Origin of the sequence: Paeniglutamicibacter sp. ZC-3 (assembly GCF_025847175.2) — a bacterium.
Classification (GTDB): Bacteria; Actinomycetota; Actinomycetes; order Actinomycetales; family Micrococcaceae; genus Paeniglutamicibacter; species Paeniglutamicibacter sulfureus.
In genome coordinates, this window is record NZ_JAOYTG010000017.1 from 1 (window position 1) to 19026 (window position 19026).

Genomic DNA, 19026 nt, shown 5'->3' on the forward strand with positions numbered 1-19026 from the left:
AAAATAAATAAATTGGTATCAACAAACTTGGCACACTATTGAGTTCTCAAACAACAGACACTTCCAACACCCACAACCGGACTAACAATTCCTACCGGCGCTTCGCTCTGGAGCAACTTTACTATCCTAGACCCAAACAAACTCAGCGTCAAATCGACTTCCGAAGTTCATTTGGAATTCTTTGCAATCGGCTCCGCGCTTCACCCTTTCGGGCTACGTTGCGGTGCTCGGTGCGAGAAATAACTGTACGCGCATCCGGCCCAAATGTCCAAACGGCAGGAACCCTCACCACCGGAAGACCAAAACCCCCGGAAATACGGGGCCAAGACCCTGCTGCGGCTACGTTTTTCGGCCATTCGGCCAAAAGCGTCAACTGAGCCCTGCATCACTACAGCGTCAGGGGTCGGCCATAGACTGAAAACATGCCTGAATTTCCCGTAAACGCATCGCCCATTCAGCAATCCCTCAACCCATTGCAGCAGATACTCGGTTACACCGAGCCAATCTTCAACGCATCGATGGCCGGTGCGGCCGGCGGCGCACTGGCTGCAGCTGTTTCTGCCGCCGGAGGCTTTGGCATGCTGGGCATCGGTGGCAATGCCACCAAGGAGTGGATCGACAACGAGGCAAAACTTGCCGCGTCATCCGGTCGGGGGTGGGGCGCCGGACTCATGGCCTGGGTCCTGGCGAAGAACCTTGAACCGCTGGAACAGGTGTTGGATCACGGCCCTTCCTTCGTCTGCATCAGCTTTGGGGAACCCGGACCCGCCGCCTCCCTTGCACATGAGTCCGGTGCCTTGGTGGGCATGCAGGTCGGGAATGCAGCAGAGCTTTCCCGCGCACTGGAAGACGACATCGATGTGGTGATCTGCCGGGGGAATGAGGGAGGAGGTCATGGACGCAATGAGGTGTCCACCCTTCCCCTGCTTCAGCTGGCACTGGAACGAACCGGCAAGCCCGTCATTGCCGCGGGAGGTTTGGCCACGGCCGCCGGGGTTGCCGCCGTACTGGGTGCTGGCGCATCGGCCGCATGGATCGGAACGCGTTTCGTCGCCGCGACGGAATCGACCAGCCACCGCAACATCAAGGATTCCATCGGGGCGGCCGGCCTGGATGACACCATCTACACCCGCGCCTTTGACATTGCCCAGCGCATTGACTGGCCGGTTCAATACGGCGGCCGGGCCTTGCGCAACGACTTCAGCGACACCTGGGCCGAGAACCTCGAGGCCCTCGGTGCCGCGGTGAAGGCAGACGACTCCCTGACCACATCGATCAACGGCGCCCGCGCTGAGGGAGACACCTCCCTTGCTCCGGTCTATGCCGGCCAGTCTGCAGGGCTTTCGACTACGGGGCAAAGTGCCGCGGAAATCATCGCGGACCTTTCACGTTTCCGGTCGCTGTTGCGGCAGGCTGCCCGCCGATGGGACACGAAGTAGGCCAACCGGGCCGGCAGGCTCAGTAGCCCAGCGGCATATTGTCGATCAGCCGGACCTCGCCGACCCTCGCCGCCACCAGCAGCAACCCCTCGCCGGTGAACGGGGTGTCCTGGCAATTGAAGGCCAGCTCCTGCAAGGTGCGCGGGTCAACCAGTTCGAAGTAGTCGAGCTCCACCAGGGGTTCCATCTCGAAGAGTCCCGCGGCGTCCTCCAGATACAGCGGTTCGTGCCGTTCGGCCCGTTCCTTGACCAAGCTCAATGCCCGGTGGATCACCAGGGCCGCCTTGGCCTGCTCCGCGGTGAGGAATTGGTTCCGGCTGGAAAGGGCCAGTCCCTCGGCGCTGCGGATGATGGGCACCGAGCAAATTTCGACCGGGTAGTTCAGGTCGGCCACCATGCGGCTGATGAGCACCAGCTGCTGCGCGTCCTTCTGTCCAAAATATGCGCGATAGGAAACTGGTACCCCAAGCGTGGCGGGCGGCATGGCAAAGTGGAGCAGCTTGGCCACCACGGCGAGCATCCCGTCGAAGTGGCCCGGTCGCGAAGCGCCCTCGAACTTCGATCCCAGTTCCCCCGAATCGATCTTGATCAGTGGGCGGCCGTCGGGGTAGACCGTCGAAACCTGGGGGGCAAAGACGATGTCGGCACCGGCGCGGGCCAGGATCTCGACGTCGGCCTCGAGGGTGCGCGGATATCTGGCAAAATCCTGCGCATCGTTGAATTGCAGCTCGTTGACGAAGATGCTGACCACCAGCACGTCGTTGTGCGCCCGGGCGGTGGAAACCAGGGACTCGTGGCCCGAGTGCAGGGCTCCCATGGTGGGCACCAGTCCCAAGGTTGCGGTGCCCTGCTCCGGGGCATTGAACTCGATGGCCCGGGCAATCGCCGCCGAAAGTTCGGCCGCCGTGCGGACGATGCGGGGGGTGCGGCCGGCTGAATCTGCTGGTGTGCTCACCGGCCCAGTTTATCCGCGGGTTCCGCCGATGGCCCTAGTGTGTCGGTTCGCCCAATGCGGCCAGGATCCCGTCGAGGGTCCCCCGGTTGATCAACCCGCGGGCATGGGCGCGCAGCGCTGTCGCCCGGCTCATCGCCAGGTAGCCCTCCCGGGTGTCCTCGCCGATGTCCTCCCCGGCCAGTGCGGCCCGGTGCGCGGCAACCGTCTGCACATCCCCGCGGGCCACCGGCCCGGTCAGCGCGCCCTCCCCGGAGGCCAGCGCATTTTCCAGCGAGGCACGCATGAGCGCCGACAGCACCCGCTCGGGATGCTCGACGCCGATGCCCGCCAGGATGCCCGCCGACTGCCCGGCAACCGTCACCAGGTGGTTGGAGGCGTGCGACAGGGCCGCGTGGTACTTGACACGGTCTTCCTCGGCGATGACCACCGGCTCGCCGCCCATTTCCACCACGAGCGCCTGGGCGATGGGAAGAACCATGTTCGAGGCGGTGACCCCGAAGACGCAATCGCCGAGCCGCTCCAGGTCCATGCTCATCCCGGTGAAGGTCATGGCCGGATGGATGGCCAGCCCAATGGCACCGGCTGCCATTGCCGGAGCCAGCACCTCGGTGCCGTAGCGCCCGGCGGTGTGCACCACCAGCTGGCCCACCTGCCAATGTCCGGCCGCGGCGAGCCCGGAGACCAGGTCCGCCAGCGCGTCGTCGGGCACCGCCAGGATGACCAGTTCGGCGCGGCGCAGGATCTCCGGGATCTGCAGCACCGGGACATCGGGAAGGAGCAGCTCCGCTCGTTCGAGCGAGGACTCGGAGACCGCGTGGACCCCGATGACTTGGTGCTCGGCCGCGCGCAGCGCCGCACCCAGCACGGCGCCGACCTTGCCGGCGCCGATGACGCCCACTCCCAGCCGTCCCGGCTTGCCCTTGTTTCTCATGCGTCTCCCAGCCAGTGGTTCGAATCCGTTTGCTTCCGTGCCGCGGCGGCTCGGTCTGCCTGTTCAAGGAACAGGTCCCGTCCCGCATCGATGTCGAGCTGGCGCACCACCGGCACCACCGGCCCGGGGATCGTGGCAAGGGCCAGGTCAACCACGCCCATCCGCCGGGCCAGGGGGCCCTGGCGCAGGGAAAGCCCTTGGGTGCGGGCGTGCGGAACGATGGCGATGGTGCGGTGCAGCGCGCCGTTGCGTGCCACCAACGCGGTGTCGGTCAGCGCGTAGCCCTGCCGGCGGTAGGCCAGGAGCGCGAGCGGGCGGATCCGGGGAGGGGAAACCACGAAGCCGTGCGCTGTGCCGCTGCCGTTGATGGCGGCGGCAAAGAATTCGCGCGGCGCCTCCACCCCGGGGGACGGCAGCACCACCGAGAGCACCGCGAGCACGTCCTCGTAGGTGCCCACCGGCAGCAGCACGCTGCGCTGCTCCGCGTCGTTCGCGGCCCCTCCCCCGATGCCCGCGACATTGACCGCGACCTTGTACCAGCCCATCGGACGCCAGAAGAAGGGGGCGGAAACCTTGATGGCCTGCACCCGCCCCGGGGGCACCGTTTGGTGGCGGGTGTCCAGCAGCCCGTAGCCCACGCGCAATCCATCGGCACTCGTGGCGGCCTTGAAGTTGTAGCCGGTGTTGAGGTTGTTCCACAGCGCGCCGGCCATGCCCAGCAGCGCCGGGAGCAGGTAGAACGGCGCGAAACCCTCGATGTTGGACATGGCGATGGCCAGCCCGATAAGGCCCAGCACCATGAACACCGTGGACGGGCGCAACAGGATGGAACCGACCAGCCGGCCCAGCGGGACGCTGGCGACCACGCGTTCGCTCGCTGCCCGGGGGCCGCGCGGCGCCGTGACGGCGGGCGGGAACCGCACATCCGCCATTTGCCCGGGTTCCGGAGACTGGCCACCGGCGGGCCCCGGCTCGCCGGCCGGTTCAAGCGGTGGCGGGGAATCATTGGTTGCCTGCAGCCCTGCGGCGCGGGCCAGGATGGCGTTGCGCAGTTCGTGGGCCTCGGAGAGCTTCACGAAGGCCAGGTTCATGGCGGCGGAGCCGGAGTCTGCGACGTCGAAGCGCAGCTCGGCCAGCCCGAAGATCCGGGCGACCAGCGGCTGGGCAATGTCGATCGACTGCACCCGGTCGATGCGTGCCTGGCGCTGCTGGCGGAAGACCATGCCGGAGTTCACGTTCACGTGGCGCTCGGTGATCTGGTACTTGGTGAACCACCAGGAGCCGAAGAAGCCCAGCAGGATCAGCAGCAGGATGCCGCCGCCGATGAGCAGCGAAACCAGCAGCGGGGCGCCGGAGACAAAATCGGGTCCGCGGCTTGGTTCCTCCTCGCCGAAGAAGGAGGAAAGGGTGTTTTGCCCGTAGACGAAGGCGATGGCCACCACGGCGAGCCAGCCGCGCACCAAGGGCGAGACCGGGTGGACCCGGTGCCACGGCACCTCGGGTGCACCGGGCTCCGGTGCGGGTGGGGGGTTCACAGCCCGGCCAAACGCGATTCGCCGCGGGCCGCAAGCTGCTCGCGCAGGCGCGTGCCCTCTGCCAGGGGCAGGCCGGGGATCTCGGCGGTGGCGTCGGCCGCGGCGGTGTGCAGCTTGACCTTGCACAGTCCCAGCATCCTGTCGATGGGTCCGACGGCCACGTCGACGAATTGCATCCGGCCGTAGGGAACCACCAGCACCCTTTGGAACATCAGCCCCTGGCGCACCAGCAGGTCGTCCTCGCGCTCGGCATAGCCGATCGCTGCAACCTGGCGCGGAATCAGCACCAGGCGAATGATGTCGATGGCCACCGCCACCGCGGGGATGGCAATGGCCAGCCAGAGCGGGAAGCCGGTCCACACCCCGAACCGGTTCAGCACCAGGGGCATGCACAGCACCGCCAGCGTCACCAGCGCGCCAATGCCCCAGCCCACCATGCGGACCTTTGCGTAGCTCGGGGACACCCGGGTCCAGTGGATCCCGGCCGGATCAATTGGTTCCTGCTGCATAGCCTTCCTCGTCCTCGCCCTCGGTCTTGGCCGCCGGGTCCGAAGGATCTTCCGGGGGCAGCTTGCAGAACTGTTCCACAACCCATCCCACGATAACCATCACCAGCGCACCGCCGATCATCACCAAGGATGATTTCACCGCCTCGCTGCCCAATCCTGCCGCGGTGAGAAGCCCCAACAGGATCCCGCCGTGCCATCCGGCGATGATGGACCCGGCATACACGCTGGCCTGGGCCAGCACCAGGGTCCTGGCCGCGGCAATCGGGTCCACCCGCCTCTTGGTCCGCCCGGAGGTGTAGAGCTTGATGCGGATGCCCATCACCAGGGTGATCAGGCAGGCAGCGCCCATCGACACCAGCGAGGTCCAGTGCAGCACCGGCACCGGATAGCCGCGGGTGGTGGCAAGGATCTGCAAGGCGTAGCCGGCGACGACGCCGATCACCAGCACCGTGAAGACCCACAGGGGCCGCAGCGAGTTCATCGGCCTAGGCCTCCGCTTCGGCACGTTTGATGCCCGGGGTGTCCGCCGCGGCGGCGGCCAGCTCGGCCACCGGCGTCCCGTCCAGCGTGGCGTCGGGTTCCATCCAGGACCAGGGAAGCAGCACGAAGCCGCGCGTCGCGGCCCGCGGGTGCGGCAGCGTCAGCACCGGGTCCTCGCTGGTTTGCCCGCCGTAGGTGATCACGTCGATGTCGAGGGTGCGCGGGCCCCAGCGCACCTCGCGGGTGCGGTGGTGTGCCTGCTCGATGGCCTGGCAGGCTGCCAGGAGCCCCAGCGGGGCCAGGTCGGTGTTGATGCGCAGCACCAGGTTCAGGAAGTCGGGTTGGCCTGCGGGCCCTCCCACGGGCTTGGTCACCGCGGTGTCGGAGACGCACACCACCTCGATTCCCGGTGTGGCGGCCAGTTCGGCAACCGCGGCCTGGAGCGTTCCGGCACGTTCGCCCAGGTTGGAACCCAGGGCAAGGATGCAGGAAACCATTCGGTTCACTCCCGTTCGCGGTAAATGTGGATCGTGACGTCGGAAAAGGTCACGGTGATCGGGGCCTTGGGCTTGTGCACGATGACCTCGACCCCCGAGACGGTGGGGAAGGAACCGAGGATCGCCGCGGCGGTCTTTTCCGCCAGCGTCTCGATCAGGTCCCAGGGTCCGTCCTGGATCTGGGCGACCACGAGCTCGCCGAGTTCGCCGTAGTGCGCGGTGTCGGCGACGTTGTCGCTGGCCGCCGCCTTCCGGATATCGGTGTGCAGCACGACGTCGAGCGTGAAGGGCTGGCCGTCGCGCTTCTCGTGCTCAAAGACGCCGTGGTGCCCGATGGCGGTGATGCCACTCAGGGTGATGGTGTCGCTGCGCATGGTGTTCCCCCGGCCGGGCTTCCTAGAGTGCCGGGACGCGGGCCGCGGACCAGGCGTGGGCGACCTTGATGGCGTCGAGGGACGAGGGAACGTCGTGCACGCGCACGCCCCAGGCGCCGTTGGCGGCAGCAAGCGCGCTGGTGGCGGCGGTCGCTGCGTCGCGTTCGGTCGGTGCGGCGGGCTTGCCGTCGACGGTCAGCAGGGCGCCCAGGAAGCGCTTGCGGCTGGTGCCCACCAGGACGCGGTGACCCAGCGCGGTGAAGCGGTCAAGGGCGTTGAGCAGTTCCCAGTTGTGCTCGTGGTCCTTGGCGAAGCCCAGCCCCGGATCCAGGATCAATGCCTCGGGCTTGACGCCGGCGGCAACAAAGCGCTCGCGCAGCGCGAGCATCTCCTCGATGACCTCGGAGACCACGTCGGTGTAGTTCGCCTCGGTGACCATGGTGGCGGCGTCCCCGCGGCGGTGCATCAGCACGTAGGGGGCGCCGGTCTCGGCCATGAGAGCCGGCATGTCCGGCTCGTGGGTCAGCCCGGAGACGTCGTTGATGATGTGCGCGCCGGCCGCCAGGGCGGCGCGGGCAGTGGAGGTGTGCATGGTGTCGACCGAGATGATCGCCCCGGCCTTGGCCAGTGCCGTGATGACCGGCAGGATGCGCTGCTGTTCCTCGTCGGGGTCCACGGGCTCGGCGCCGGGGCGGGTGGATTCCCCTCCGACGTCGATGATGTCCGCCCCGCCGTAGTACATGCGCAGGCCGTGGGAGATGGCGTCGTCGGCGCTCTTGTACTTCCCGCCGTCCGAGAAGGAATCCTCGGTGATGTTCAGGATGCCCATGACCAGGGTGCGGTCGGCGGGCAGGTCGGCCAGGGTGCGGGCCGTGATCTTCTTGATGACCGGCAGCGGGCTGGTGGCCGGACCGGTTCCGGGGATTGCTCCAAGTGACATGGGGGTGTTACCTACTTTCCGAGGATGAGGCTCATGGCCTCTGCGCGGGTGGCCGGTTCGCGTAGCTGGCCACGCACGGCGCTGGTGACGGTCTTGGCGCCCGGTTTGCGGACGCCCCGCATGGACATGCACATGTGTTCGCATTCGACGACGACCATGGCGCCGCGCGGGTTCAGGTGGGCGACAAGTGCGTCAACGATCTGCGTGGTCAGTCGTTCCTGGACCTGCGGGCGGCGGGCGTAGACCTCCACCAGCCGGGCCAGCTTGCTCAGGCCAGTGACCTTGCCCTCCGGGCCGGGGATGTAGCCAACGTGGGCGCTGCCGTGGAACGGCACCAGGTGGTGTTCGCAGGTCGAGTAGAACGGGATGTCCTTGACCAGGACCAACTCATCGTGTTCGATGTCGAAGGTCGTGGCCAGGAGGTCCGCCGGGTCCTCGTGGAGCCCGGCAAAGAACTCCGCATAGGCCTTGGCCACGCGCTTGGGCGTCTCCAGCAGGCCGTCGCGCTGGGGGTCCTCGCCAATGGCATGCAGGATCTCGCGCACGGCGTTTTCAATGCGGACCAGGTCCACGCCGCCGGCGCGCTGGACGTTGTCGTCTTCAAGCTGATCGATCTCGTTCACCCTCAGATCCTAGCGTGTGTGTGCGATGGGTTACTCGCCGGTGACGTCGCCAGACGTTGCAGCTGCCGCATCGGCGGCGATTTCCTTCGCGGAGAGGACAGGTCCGGCCGCGTGGACGGGGCGGCTGTCCTTGCTCAGCCAGACGTCGCGCTCGGGACGCTTGGTGAGGTCGTGGAAAATTTCCTCGATCTCCTTCTGGTTCAGCGTCTCATGCTCGAGCAGTGCCAGGGCCAGGCGGTCAAGCACGTGGCGGTTCTCGGTCAGCGCGGCGTAGGCCTCGTCGTGCGCGGTGTCGATCAGCGCGCGGACCTCTTCGTCGACCACGTTGGCCATGGCGTCGGAGTAGTCGCGGCTGGCCGCCTGGCCGTACATGGCATCCCCGGAGGAAGAGCCCAGCTTCACGGCTCCCACGCGCTCACTCATGCCGTAGTCAGTGACCATCTTGCGTGCGGTGGCGGTGGCCTTCTCGATGTCGTTGGAGGCACCGGTGGAGGGGTCGTGGAAGACGATTTCCTCGGCCACGCGCCCGCCCATGGCGTAGGCCATCTGGTCCAGCAGCTCGTTGCGGGTCACCGAGTACTTGTCGTCGTCGGGCACCACCATGGTGTAGCCCAGTGCGCGTCCACGCGGCAGGATGGTCACCTTGGTGACCGGTGCGGTCTGGCGCATGGCGGCTGCCACCAGCGCGTGTCCGCCCTCGTGGTACGCGGTGATCTTGCGCTCGTGTTCCTTCATGAGGCGGCTGCGCTTCTGCGGGCCGGCCATGACGCGGTCGATGGCCTCGTCCAGGGCGCGGTCGTCGATCAGCTGGGCGTTGGAGCGCGCGGTGAGCAGCGCCGCCTCGTTAAGCACGTTGGCCAGGTCGGCGCCGGTGTAGCCGGGGGTCTTCTTGGCAACGGCCTTGAGGTCGACGTTGGTGGCCATCGGCTTGCCCTGGGCGTGGACCTTGAGGATCTGCTCGCGGCCGATCATGTCGGGGGCCTCGACGGGGATTTGGCGGTCGAAGCGGCCCGGGCGAAGCAGCGCCGGGTCAAGGACGTCGGCGCGGTTGGTCGCGGCGATCAGGATGACGTTGGTGGTCGCGTCGAAGCCGTCCATCTCAACCAGCAGCTGGTTGAGCGTCTGCTCGCGCTCGTCGTTGCCCCCTCCGATGCCGGCGCCGCGGTGGCGACCCACGGCGTCGATCTCATCGACGAAGATGATGGCGGGGGAGTTGGTCTTGGCCTGCTCGAAGAGGTCGCGGACGCGCGAGGCGCCGACGCCGACGAACATTTCCACGAAGTCCGAGCCGGAAATCGAGTAGAAGGGGACGCCTGCCTCGCCGGCGACGGCCTTGGCCAGCAACGTCTTGCCGGTGCCCGGAGGGCCGTACAGCAGCACGCCCTTGGGGATCTTGGCCCCGACGGCCTGGAACTTGCCCGGTTCGCGCAGGAACTCCTTGATTTCGTGGAGTTCCTCCACGGCCTCTTCGGCACCTGCAACGTCGACGAAGGTCACCTGCGGCATGTCCTTGGTGATCAGCTTCGCCTTGGACTTGCCGAACTGCATGACCTTGGATCCACCGCCCTGGGAGCGGGAGAGGATGAACCAGAACAGGCCCACGATCAGGATCATCGGGATCATGAAGCCGAGCATGGAGGTGAACCAGTTGCTCTGCACCGGCTGGTCGGTGTAGCCGGAGAGGTTGGCCTCGTTGACCGCCGTCACCACCTGGGTGCCGCGCGGCTGTGAGTAGAAGAACGAGACGTTCTTGCCCTTGTCCTCGCCGTCGAGGTTCAGCGGTTCCTTCAGCGTCAGGTCCACGCGCTGCTCGCCGTCGAAGATCTTCGCCTCGGTGACCTTGTCGTCCTTGAGCAATTGCATGCCAACGGAGGTGTCGATGCGCCCGGAGTTGCCGCCCAGAAGCGTCGGCAGGAAAATCAGCAGCACCGCGGCGCCAAGCAGCACCCATACGATCCAGCTGTTGAAGATCTTTTTCGCGTTCATTGATTGGGGGTCCCGCCCCATCCCTCCTGCTTTCGGGCACTGGCGGCCCGGGCGCCTGGGCGACGCCGGTAATCTTGCTACACGCTCATTAAGTAAACGCCCTATGTGATACCCACGGATGGGCAAGGCGATAAGTTCCCCTTTGGGCGTAAGAACACCGATGGCCGCCCCCGGGAACCGGAAACGGCCATGGCACACCGCACAAGGGATGCTGGAGCGGGCTGGTGCCGCCGGCTACTGGTAGACGTGCGGTGCCAGGGTGCCGATGAAGTCCAGGTTGCGGTACTTCTCGTCGAAGTCCAGGCCGTAGCCGACAACGAATTCGTTGGGGATCTCCATGCCGACGTACTTCACGTCGATCTCCACCTTTGCGGCCTCCGGCTTGCGCAGCAGGGTGCAGATCTCGACCGAGGCCGGGCCGCGGGAGTGCAGGTTGGCCAGCAGCCAGGACAGCGTCAGGCCGGAGTCGATGATGTCCTCGACGATCAGCACGTCCTTGCCCAGCAGGTCGGTGTCGAGGTCCTTGAGGATCCGCACGACGCCGGAGGACTGGGTACCCGAACCGTAGGACGAGACCGCCATCCAGTCCATGGTCACGTGGCTGTGCAGCGCGCGGACCAGGTCGGCCATGACCATCACGGCGCCCTTGAGGACGCCGACAACCAGGATGTCCCGGCCTTCGTAGTCGGCGTCGATCCGGGCGGCAAGCTCATTGATCTTGGCCTGGATTTCTTCCTTGGTGTAGAGGACATGCGCCAAATCGGCGCTGACATCTTTCGAATCCACGAGGGCTCCTGGTTCTGGGGTCGGCGATATACCGGTCGAAGGGGGTTTTCCACCCACGAACTAGAGTGCCACAGTCTGGCTTGCGGTGGGGAGCGCGGCACCCCGGTGTTGCCGCGGCCTTGGGGCTGGCGGCCCGGGATTGTGAGGCAATTCTCACCCGTCGCCGGGCCGCACGCCGCTGGCGTCCAGCCGCAGGAAGGGCGCGGCGCCGGCGGGAATCCTGGTTCCGGCGATCCGGGTGGCCTCCACCGGGCCCTCCAGCTGGATGGGGCCGGCGGATTTCGACCCGAGGACCAGCGCGTTCAATGCCCGCAGCCGTTCGAAGTCCGGTGCCGGTGCGCCCAACCGCACCACGGACAGGCGCAAGGCGCGGGAGCGCAGGGGCTCGGGCATGGCCCGCAGCCGGGCCAGGTCGATGGAGGACACCGCGGAGGCGGCCACCGAGGCCCCGTCGGCGAGCGCCGGTTCCGGGGCGAGGATGGCGTCGTGCAGCGCGCTGGCGGCCAGCCCGTCGAGGTATTCGGCGTCGGCGCGCGCCAGGGCCGCGGTGCGTGCCAGCGCGGCGGGCACCTGGTCCCCCAGCACCGAGCGCAGCACCGGCATCAGCTCGTGGCGCACCCGGTTGCGCAGGTAGCGCGGGTCGGTGTTGGTCGGGTCGCTCCAGTATTCGAGCCCTTCGTGCCGGCAGATCGCCTCGACATCCACCCGTGCCAGGCCCAGCAGCGGGCGCAGGTACTGGCCGCGGGCCGCCGGCATCCCTGCCAGCGAGAGCGTCCCGGAGCCGCGCGCCAGGCCGAGCAGCACCTGTTCGGCCTGGTCGTCGAGGGTGTGGCCGAGCAGCACGTGGCCGGCGCCGCTGTCCTCCAGCGCCCGGGCAAAGGCGGCATAGCGCGCGGTGCGCGCCGCCTGTTCACTGCCGCCGTCCACCTCCACCGGGAGGACCAGCACCTCGCCCAGGCCCAGGGCCCGGCATTGGGCTGCTGCCCGTTGTGCCACCTCGGCGCTGCCGGGCTGCATCCGGTGGTCGACGACGACCGCCCCCGCGTCGATCTCCCGCGCCCGGTGCAGGAAGGCCGTCGCGGCAGCAAGCGCCAGCGAATCGGCCCCGCCGCTGCAGGCCACCAGCACCTTGCCGCCTGGCGGCACCATGGCCCGGATCGCGTTGCGGGCATCGGCCAGCACGCGCGGCAGCTTTCCGCCCATCGTCGTCCTTCCCGTGGGGCTTGCCGCTAGTTGCCTGCCGGGGTCTGGTCCCCGGCAGGTGATCCGCCCATGCGCGCCACCCACGCGGCGGGGTGGTGCAGTTCGTGTTCGGTGGGCAGGTTCTCCGGACCCTCCCAGACCCGGTTGAAGCCCTCCATGCCCATGAGCTTCACGGCACGGGAGACGAAGCGCTGCCCGTCGGCATATTGGCGCATCTTCGCATCCAGGCCCAGCAGCTTGCGCAGCCACTTCTCCACCATGCCGCGGTCCTTGCCGCGGGCGCCGAAACGCTGGCGGATGGTGCGCACCGAGGGCACGATCGAGGAGTCCACGGCGTCCATCACCACGTTGGCGTGTCCCTCCAGCAGCGACATCACCGCGGTGATGTGCGAGAGGATCGCCTTCTGCTCGCCGGTGCGCAGGCCCGCCAGCAGCCCGGTGTCCCCGCTTGAGGGTCGGCCGGCGTCCGCTGCTTCCAGGTCCTTCTTGCCGCGGATGACCTCGGACGCGGCGGCACGCAGCCGCTCACCCAGGGCCTCGGGTTCTGCCAGCAGCGAGGCCAACAGCTCCGCGATCTTTGACTGCAGGTGCTCGCGCAGCCAGGGGGCTGCGGCGAACTGCACCCGGTGGGTCTGCTCGTGCAGGGTGACCCAGAGCCGGAAGTCGTCGGTGTCGACCTTCAGTTCCCGCTCGATGGCCACGATGTTCGGCGCCACGAGCATCAGCCGGCCGCCGGAGGGCAGGTCCGCGCGCAGCAGGCCCGCGAAGGGGTCGTACTGGCCCAGCACCTTGGAGGACATGAAGGCCAGGATGGCGCCCATTTCCACGCCGGTGGCCGTGGAGGAAAGCACCTGTGCGGCTTCGCTGATCTTTTCGCCGCGGGTGGCGGCCAGGTGTTCCATGGCGGGTCCCAGCATCGCCTCGAAACTTTGGGTGTTCGCCTTGGCCCAGCCGGGCCGATCGACGATGAGCACCTGCGAGTCGCGCAGGTCCGCAGCCGCCTCCAGCCCGGTGATGCGGTGCACGTGTTCGACCGATTCGTCGGCCTTGGCTCGCAGGTCGGCGACCACTGCCGCAATCTCGGTGCCGGTGAGGCTCGGGCCCGCACCGACCAGCTTGGCCGCTGTGCCGGCGGCGAGGTCCCAATTGATCAGCCGGAATTCGGTGGTGTCCATGCCTTCCATCCCATCACGCTTTTGTCCCGCACGGCGTGATTGCGCGCTGGGCCAAAAAACTTGTGCCCGCCCGGCGGCCCGGCCGGCGGGACTAGCGGCATCCGCAGCCGGTGAGCGCCGCGGCCGCGGCATCGAGCGTTGCCCGGTTTGGCCCGATGGACCGGTCGCTGGTGTTCACGAAGAACGAGAAGGCCAGCAAGCGGCCGTCCCGGGTCACGGTGAGCCCGCTGAGGCTGGAGACCTCCATGAGCGACCCGGTCTTGGCGCGCACCAGCCCGCGCGTCTGCGCGGCACCCAGCCGGGTGGACAGGGTCCCGGTGGCGCCTGCAACCGGCAGGCCGTAGCTGAGGTTGCGCAGCGACGCATGTTCGGAGGTGGCCGCATACGCCAGTGCCCGGGCCAGGGCCAGGGGTGCTACGCGGTTGGTGTTGGCCAGCCCGGAGGTGTCCCTCAGCTCAATCCCCGTGGTGTCGATGCCCAGGTCCGCGATCACCTGCGTCACCGCGGCGGCGCCGTGCGCGTAGTCGCCGGTCTGCCCCAGCTCCACCGCGACGAGGCGGCCGAGCGCCTCGGCCACGTAGTTGTCCGAGACCTCCAGCATGAACCTGGTTTGTTCACCCAGCGTGGCGGAGCTGACGGCGGCCAGCTCGGTGCCCTGGACCCCGGGGTCGGCGCGCGTGACCTCGGTGGCGACCTGCGGGCCTCCGTCCGCCGCGCCCATTGCCGCGCGCAATGCCTTGGCAAAGGTCCTCGCCGCATCCATGCCCGGGTCGCCCACCCGTTCCGCCTTCGGATTGGCATTGGCGCGCGCCCCGTACATGGCGACGGGGGAAAGCGGCGCGATGTTGTTGGTGCTGACCAGCGATGCGTCCCAGTCGGGGTTCAGCGAGGGGCCGGCAAAGAGCGAGTCGTCGAGCTCGACGGACAAGGCATCCCCGGTTTCCCCGGCCGCGTGGGCCTGGCGCAGCGAGGTCGCGACCCGCTTTGCGAGGGTTTCGAGACCTGCCCTGCCGCTGATGGACGCCGAGCCAGTGCCGGATCCCAGCAGCACGTCTCCGTCGCCCACCAGCACGACGGTGTCCGGGTCCTTGAGCACGGCCTTGGTGGTGAAACGATGGCCCTCGCCGAAGACGTGGGTGGCGGCGATGGCCGTGAACACCTTCAGGCTCGAGGCCGGGATGCCCGGCTGGTTGCCGGAAAGCGAATACAGTTCCTCGCCGCTTGCCACGTCGAGGACGCCGGCGCTGACCGAGACGTCGGCCGGGGAAGAAGACAGGATCGGATCCAGTGTCGCGGCAAGCGCTCCGGCAACGGGTGCAGGGGCCGTGGGATCAAGCGGCGGCAGAGCCAGGGCGCCGACGGCGGCTAGGTCCGGGGCCACCGGCTGCGCGGCGGACGGCTTCGACGCGGCACCCGAGGCCATGACAGGGATGAGGTAGAACGCCAGCAGCCCCAGCAGCACGCCGGCAACGATCGAGGTGATGCCCAGACGCTGGATTTGGCTCGCATGCTTCATTCAACATCCCCGAAATCGTCGTAGTCTGCGTGCGCCATATACCCTTAAGCGCAGCTACCTAAGACTAGACGGCAATCGGACGCGCCCGCGTCCGCACATGCCGCTGGTCACGAGAGTCGAGGAGACTTTTTATGAGCCACGACGTCACCATCGAGATCCCCGCCGGATCGCGCGTGAAGTACGAGATCGACCACGAGACGCACCGCCTGCGCCTGGACCGCGTGTTGTTCACGTCCATGCAGTACCCGACGCACTACGGCTTCTTCGATGACACGCTGGGCGAAGACGGCGATCCGTTGGACGCACTGGTCTTCATCCCGGGCGTCGACCTTTTCCCGGGCGTCGTGGTGGAGTCCCGCCCGATCGCCGTGTTCAACATGACCGACGACGGCGGCGGAGACGCCAAGCTCGTGTGTGTTCCGGCGGACAAGCGCTTTGACCACATCCAGGAATTCGAGGACCTCGACGGGTGGCTCGTCAAGGAAATCGAGCACTTCTTCCTGCGCTACAAGGACCTGGAGCCGGGCAAGTGGGTCAAGGCCGAGGGCTGGATGGGCCGCGCCGAGGCCGAAGCCGAGCTGGAACGCTCGATCGAGCGTTACAAGGCCCAGGCCTAACCGCTCCACCACACCACACCCGCGGGGCCGGGTCCGAAGGCTGCGCCACCGGCGCGATCTCCGGACCCGGCCCCGCGTTGTTTCCTGCGGTGCCTGTGCGGTTGTCCACATCCCCGCGCACCCTTGCCCCGCCACGGCCCCGGCGTCGCACACTGGAGAACATGGACACGCGGCGGCTCATTGAGGCCCTCACCGGCGATGGTGGCGATCCGGGACACCGAGTGCCGCCGGCCCGGAAGCTGCGCCTGTTTTCCGCGCTGTCCCTGCGACTCGCGGAACTTGCCGCCGAACTGGCCACGGAGATCTCCTCCCCCACCGAGGCCGCCCTTTTTGCCCACGACGTCGAGCGCACCCACCGCCAGGCCGAAATCGCGCAGATCCGGGCTGCACATACCGCCCAACGCACCCTCGTACAAGACCTGCCCGCTGAAAACCTTGAATGGGCGCGTGCCACCGCGGCGGATCCCGCAGCGTTCATCCGCGGGGAGCGGGCCCTGCCCCCGGACCCGGCCACCGTCCCAACCGGGATCATGCCGTTCAAGGACACCTGCGATTTCCTGCAGCATTCACTGCACCTGCCCCGCTTCGCCGCCCGGAACCGGCTCCACGCCGCAAACGCCCTGCTCCCGCACGCCGATGTCCACGGCAACCAGTGCGCACCGCGCTACCCGAAGCTCGCCGAACAGCTCCACGCCGGAACCGCGTGCCTGGGCGCCACGGCCGCCGCAGCACGCAATCTCGATGCCCTTGCACCGGCCATCGCCGCCCAACCCGCGCCGCACCGGCTCGCCGAGAGGATCGAGGAAAGGGTCGCCGGCTCCGTGGCCGCCGGCATCCCCCAGGACACCCGGCGTCTCTTCACTGCCCTGTCCGATGAACTCGAGAACGCCACCTCCGCCGACCAGCTGCCCACCCCGCAGGAAATCCAGGCGAAAACCGGCATCTTCATCACCAAACGCACCCGCCACTTCACGTATATGTCCCTGTGCCTGCTCAACACCGACGCCGAAGTCTTCCTTTCCCATTTCGCGGCCTCCGACAATCCCCGCACGCTGGCCGGCAACCGTGACGCCCTGGCGGCCGCAGCCACCGGAATGAACCCCGCCGCCGCTGCAGGCGGTGCATCTGCTACCCCTGATTCCGCTGACAAGGGCACCGCGGAAGGCACCTCCGGAGCCACTGATGGCCCTGACTGGTTCACCCGTCCCGAGGGAGTCGCCGTCGAAACCCTCGACGGCCCGGCAACCGGCTCCGGATCGCCGCCGGGTTTCGATCCGAACCTCGCAGACTCCCCCAATAGCCTCTTTCCCGGCCAGGACGGGCTAACCCCTCCCCAACGCCACCTGCAAACCGTGCTGAACCTCATGCGCGCACCAACCAAACCTCCGGGCAAGGGAGCCACCGGGCTGCCCACCGCCCAACTGATCATCCACTGCCGCCTCGACACCCTCCTCGGGCTAGCCACGGGCAACGGCTGGAGCGCCCACGGACTCGAAATCCCGATCAGCGAAATCCGAAGACGACTGGCCACCGACGGAACGATTCCGCTGGTCCTGGGCGGCCAAGGGGAAATCCTCGACGTCGGCCAGGAAATGCGCTTCGCCCCGGACCACATCAGACGGGCCGTGCTGGCCCGCGACGGCGGATGCTTCTACCCCGGCTGCACCGTCCCGCCCGAACACCTGGAAATGTGCCACATCGACGGTTTTGCCCAAGGCGGGCACACGAGCGTCCACAAATTCACCCCCGGCTGCACAAGCCACCACCACATGGCCGACAACGGACTGCTCGAACTAGTCATCCACAACGGCATCCCGCACGTCTTATTGCCCCAGCACCTCGACCCCGAACAGCTACCGCGTCGCAACACCTATTGGCCGCAGAACCAGGCCGCTCTCTTCTAGGGACGGACATCCGGCACCCCCCCCGGTTCCCGGGGCCAGGGCCCACACCATGACGAAGGATTTTTTCGGGCACGGATTGTGGGAGATGCTGATGGCATGACCAAGGCCGCACCACGTGAACTAGCCCAGCTAACCCCCATCGAACAATTACGCGCCGGACGGCTCCCGTTGCGCCTGGTTCAGCTGTTCGCGGGCTTGACACTCTTTGGCGCAGCCATGGCCGGGTTCGTCCGGTCGGGGCTCGGCTTGGCCCCATGGGACGTGCTCCACTACGGCGTCACCCTGCACACCGGACTCAGCCTGGGGACCGTGGTGATCGTCTTCGGATTCCTGGTGCTGTTGCTGTGGATCCCCTTGCGGCAGATGCCTGGCCTGGGCACCATTGCCAACGTCGTCTGGATCGGCGTTTCGGCAGACATTGGGCTGGCGCTCCTTCCCGAAGTCCACGGCCTGCCCGCACAGCTGGCCCTCTTTGCCGGGTCACTGCTGGTGAACGGACTCGGCGGAGGGATGTACATCGGCAGCCAGCTTGGCCCTGGCCCGCGTGACGGATTGATGACCGGGCTGCATGCGCGCACCGGAGTCAGCCTGCGGTTGGCGCGCACCGGCGTCGAGTTTACTGTGCTGGTCATCGGCTGGTTCCTGGGCGGGATCGTCGGTTTCGGCACCATCCTGTACGCGCTCGCCATCGGCCCGGTTACCCAATTTTTCCTGCGCTTTTGCATCATCGAGCTGCTGCCCGCAAGGACCACCGCCCAAGCCCCCGCGGCCACACCCTAGGCTCCCAGGCGACCCGGCGGTCACCTGGCCAGGGCACTCTCACCGGCGTTTATCCGGACGGAGTCGGCGTTTCGCTGCATAATTGGGACTGTGTACCTCGTAACCCTCAGACAACGTGACCGGCGTTCCGACGGCGATCTCACCGATGAAATGCTCCGCACCCTGGCCGGAATTGCCACATTGGCCCCGTTCCAGCGCTCCGGGCCGTCCCTGCTCGTCGGCGTCCCCGAACGCGCCGAAGACGCCGTCGAGGCGGCTCTTCGCGCGCTGCGCAGCAACCAATGGCTGGTCGGCCTTGGCGTCGGCAGCCTGTACGAACCGGTGCCGCGCGAGGCGCAATACCTCCAGGGCACAGCGCTGGGCTACGCCCACACCGCCGTCGAGCGTTCCGGACACACCGGGGAACGGGTACCGCTGAGTGTCGTTGGCCCCGAGGCTTCCGTCGCCGCCGAAGCCGAGGCGGTGCTGCGCCTGCTCGGACAGATTGTCAGCACCCGCAGCAGTGCCGAGTGGGCGGTGCTCGATTTGCTGACCCCAGGGGCTCGCGGCCAGCAAAAACATGTCGCGACGGAGCTGGGCATCACCGCCCAAGCAGTCTCCAAGGCCGTGGTCCGATCCGCATGGGTCGAGGAATGGGCGGCGCGCCCGGCGGCCGCCAGGCTGTTGCGCTGGCTTGATTCGCCCCACGCGGCCGCCGACCTCTAGACGATGTCAGGTTTTTCCAGTTCCCTAGTCACCCTGCGGTTTTGGACGTAGTATCGGCGATATTGATGTCC

Annotated in this window: 19 protein-coding genes; 5 read left to right on the top strand and 14 right to left on the bottom strand. The window is 67.5% G+C overall.

The features are described 5' to 3' along the window. Window positions 1–422: 422 nt before the first annotated feature. Complete coding sequence (locus OIU93_RS15545) at window positions 423–1439, top strand: nitronate monooxygenase family protein (protein WP_264270974.1); 1017 nt, start codon at window positions 423–425, stop codon at window positions 1437–1439. 19 nt (window positions 1440–1458) lie between these two features. Here OIU93_RS15545 and panC read toward each other — a convergent pair whose 3' ends face one another. From panC to dacB, 14 genes are all read right to left on the bottom strand, one after another. Next, a complete protein-coding gene (gene panC / locus OIU93_RS15550; protein ID WP_264270975.1) occupies window positions 1459–2394 on the bottom strand; it encodes a pantoate--beta-alanine ligase in 936 nt (311 codons plus the stop codon). 34 nt (window positions 2395–2428) lie between these two features. Continuing rightward, window positions 2429–3325, bottom strand: a complete 897-nt coding sequence (locus OIU93_RS15555) for a Rossmann-like and DUF2520 domain-containing protein (protein WP_264270976.1) — start codon at window positions 3323–3325, stop codon at window positions 2429–2431. After that, the gene (locus tag OIU93_RS15560; RefSeq protein ID WP_264270977.1) at window positions 3322–4860 is read right to left on the bottom strand and encodes a PH domain-containing protein; all 1539 of its coding nucleotides are present in this window, start codon (window positions 4858–4860) and stop codon (window positions 3322–3324) included. Before OIU93_RS15560 ends, OIU93_RS15555 begins: the two co-directional genes overlap by 4 nt. Further along, window positions 4857–5369: a PH domain-containing protein gene (locus OIU93_RS15565; protein ID WP_264270978.1), complete on the bottom strand. Its 513-nt coding sequence runs from the start codon at window positions 5367–5369 to the stop codon at window positions 4857–4859. The genes OIU93_RS15560 and OIU93_RS15565 overlap by 4 nt, the downstream gene beginning before the upstream one ends. Beyond that, a complete protein-coding gene (locus tag OIU93_RS15570; protein ID WP_264270979.1) occupies window positions 5350–5850 on the bottom strand; it encodes a DUF3180 domain-containing protein in 501 nt (166 codons plus the stop codon). The genes OIU93_RS15565 and OIU93_RS15570 overlap by 20 nt, the downstream gene beginning before the upstream one ends. A 4-nt stretch (window positions 5851–5854) precedes the next feature. Continuing rightward, window positions 5855–6346, bottom strand: coding sequence for a 2-amino-4-hydroxy-6-hydroxymethyldihydropteridine diphosphokinase (gene folK, locus OIU93_RS15575; protein ID WP_264270980.1), 492 nt, complete (start codon window positions 6344–6346; stop codon window positions 5855–5857). A gap of 5 nt (window positions 6347–6351) precedes the next feature. After that, a complete protein-coding gene (folB, locus tag OIU93_RS15580) occupies window positions 6352–6720 on the bottom strand; it encodes a dihydroneopterin aldolase (RefSeq protein WP_264270981.1) in 369 nt (122 codons plus the stop codon). Window positions 6721–6742: 22 nt separating this feature from the next. Beyond that, window positions 6743–7660, bottom strand: coding sequence for a dihydropteroate synthase (gene folP, locus OIU93_RS15585; RefSeq protein ID WP_264270982.1), 918 nt, complete (start codon window positions 7658–7660; stop codon window positions 6743–6745). Window positions 7661–7671: 11 nt separating this feature from the next. Continuing rightward, window positions 7672–8283, bottom strand: a complete 612-nt coding sequence (gene folE / locus OIU93_RS15590) for a GTP cyclohydrolase I FolE (RefSeq protein WP_372342948.1) — start codon at window positions 8281–8283, stop codon at window positions 7672–7674. A gap of 30 nt (window positions 8284–8313) precedes the next feature. Next, on the bottom strand, window positions 8314–10269 hold the full coding sequence (gene ftsH, locus OIU93_RS15595) for an ATP-dependent zinc metalloprotease FtsH (RefSeq protein WP_264270983.1): 1956 nt from the start codon (window positions 10267–10269) through the stop codon (window positions 8314–8316). Between the two features lie 234 nt (window positions 10270–10503). Continuing rightward, window positions 10504–11055: a hypoxanthine phosphoribosyltransferase gene (gene hpt, locus OIU93_RS15600; protein WP_264270984.1), complete on the bottom strand. Its 552-nt coding sequence runs from the start codon at window positions 11053–11055 to the stop codon at window positions 10504–10506. A gap of 153 nt (window positions 11056–11208) precedes the next feature. Further along, window positions 11209–12258 (bottom strand): tRNA lysidine(34) synthetase TilS, encoded by a 1050-nt coding sequence (gene tilS / locus OIU93_RS15605; protein WP_264270985.1) that lies wholly within the window; start codon window positions 12256–12258, stop codon window positions 11209–11211. Window positions 12259–12284: 26 nt separating this feature from the next. Beyond that, on the bottom strand, window positions 12285–13433 hold the full coding sequence (locus tag OIU93_RS15610) for a zinc-dependent metalloprotease (protein WP_264270986.1): 1149 nt from the start codon (window positions 13431–13433) through the stop codon (window positions 12285–12287). Between the two features lie 91 nt (window positions 13434–13524). Continuing rightward, a complete protein-coding gene (gene dacB, locus OIU93_RS15615; RefSeq protein WP_264270987.1) occupies window positions 13525–14949 on the bottom strand; it encodes a D-alanyl-D-alanine carboxypeptidase/D-alanyl-D-alanine-endopeptidase in 1425 nt (474 codons plus the stop codon). A gap of 131 nt (window positions 14950–15080) precedes the next feature. Here dacB and OIU93_RS15620 point away from each other — a divergent pair, with 131 nt between their 5' ends. From OIU93_RS15620 to OIU93_RS15635, 4 genes are all read left to right on the top strand, one after another. Next, entirely contained in the window at window positions 15081–15566 is a 486-nt protein-coding gene (locus OIU93_RS15620) for an inorganic diphosphatase (RefSeq protein ID WP_264270988.1), read from the top strand. Window positions 15567–15727: 161 nt separating this feature from the next. Further along, window positions 15728–17470, top strand: a complete 1743-nt coding sequence (locus OIU93_RS15625) for an HNH endonuclease signature motif containing protein (protein ID WP_264270989.1) — start codon at window positions 15728–15730, stop codon at window positions 17468–17470. Between the two features lie 96 nt (window positions 17471–17566). Further along, window positions 17567–18250, top strand: a complete 684-nt coding sequence (locus tag OIU93_RS15630) for a YitT family protein (RefSeq protein ID WP_264270990.1) — start codon at window positions 17567–17569, stop codon at window positions 18248–18250. Window positions 18251–18340: 90 nt separating this feature from the next. Beyond that, window positions 18341–18955, top strand: a complete 615-nt coding sequence (locus tag OIU93_RS15635) for a hypothetical protein (protein WP_264270991.1) — start codon at window positions 18341–18343, stop codon at window positions 18953–18955. The last annotated feature ends 71 nt before the right edge of the window (window positions 18956–19026 follow it).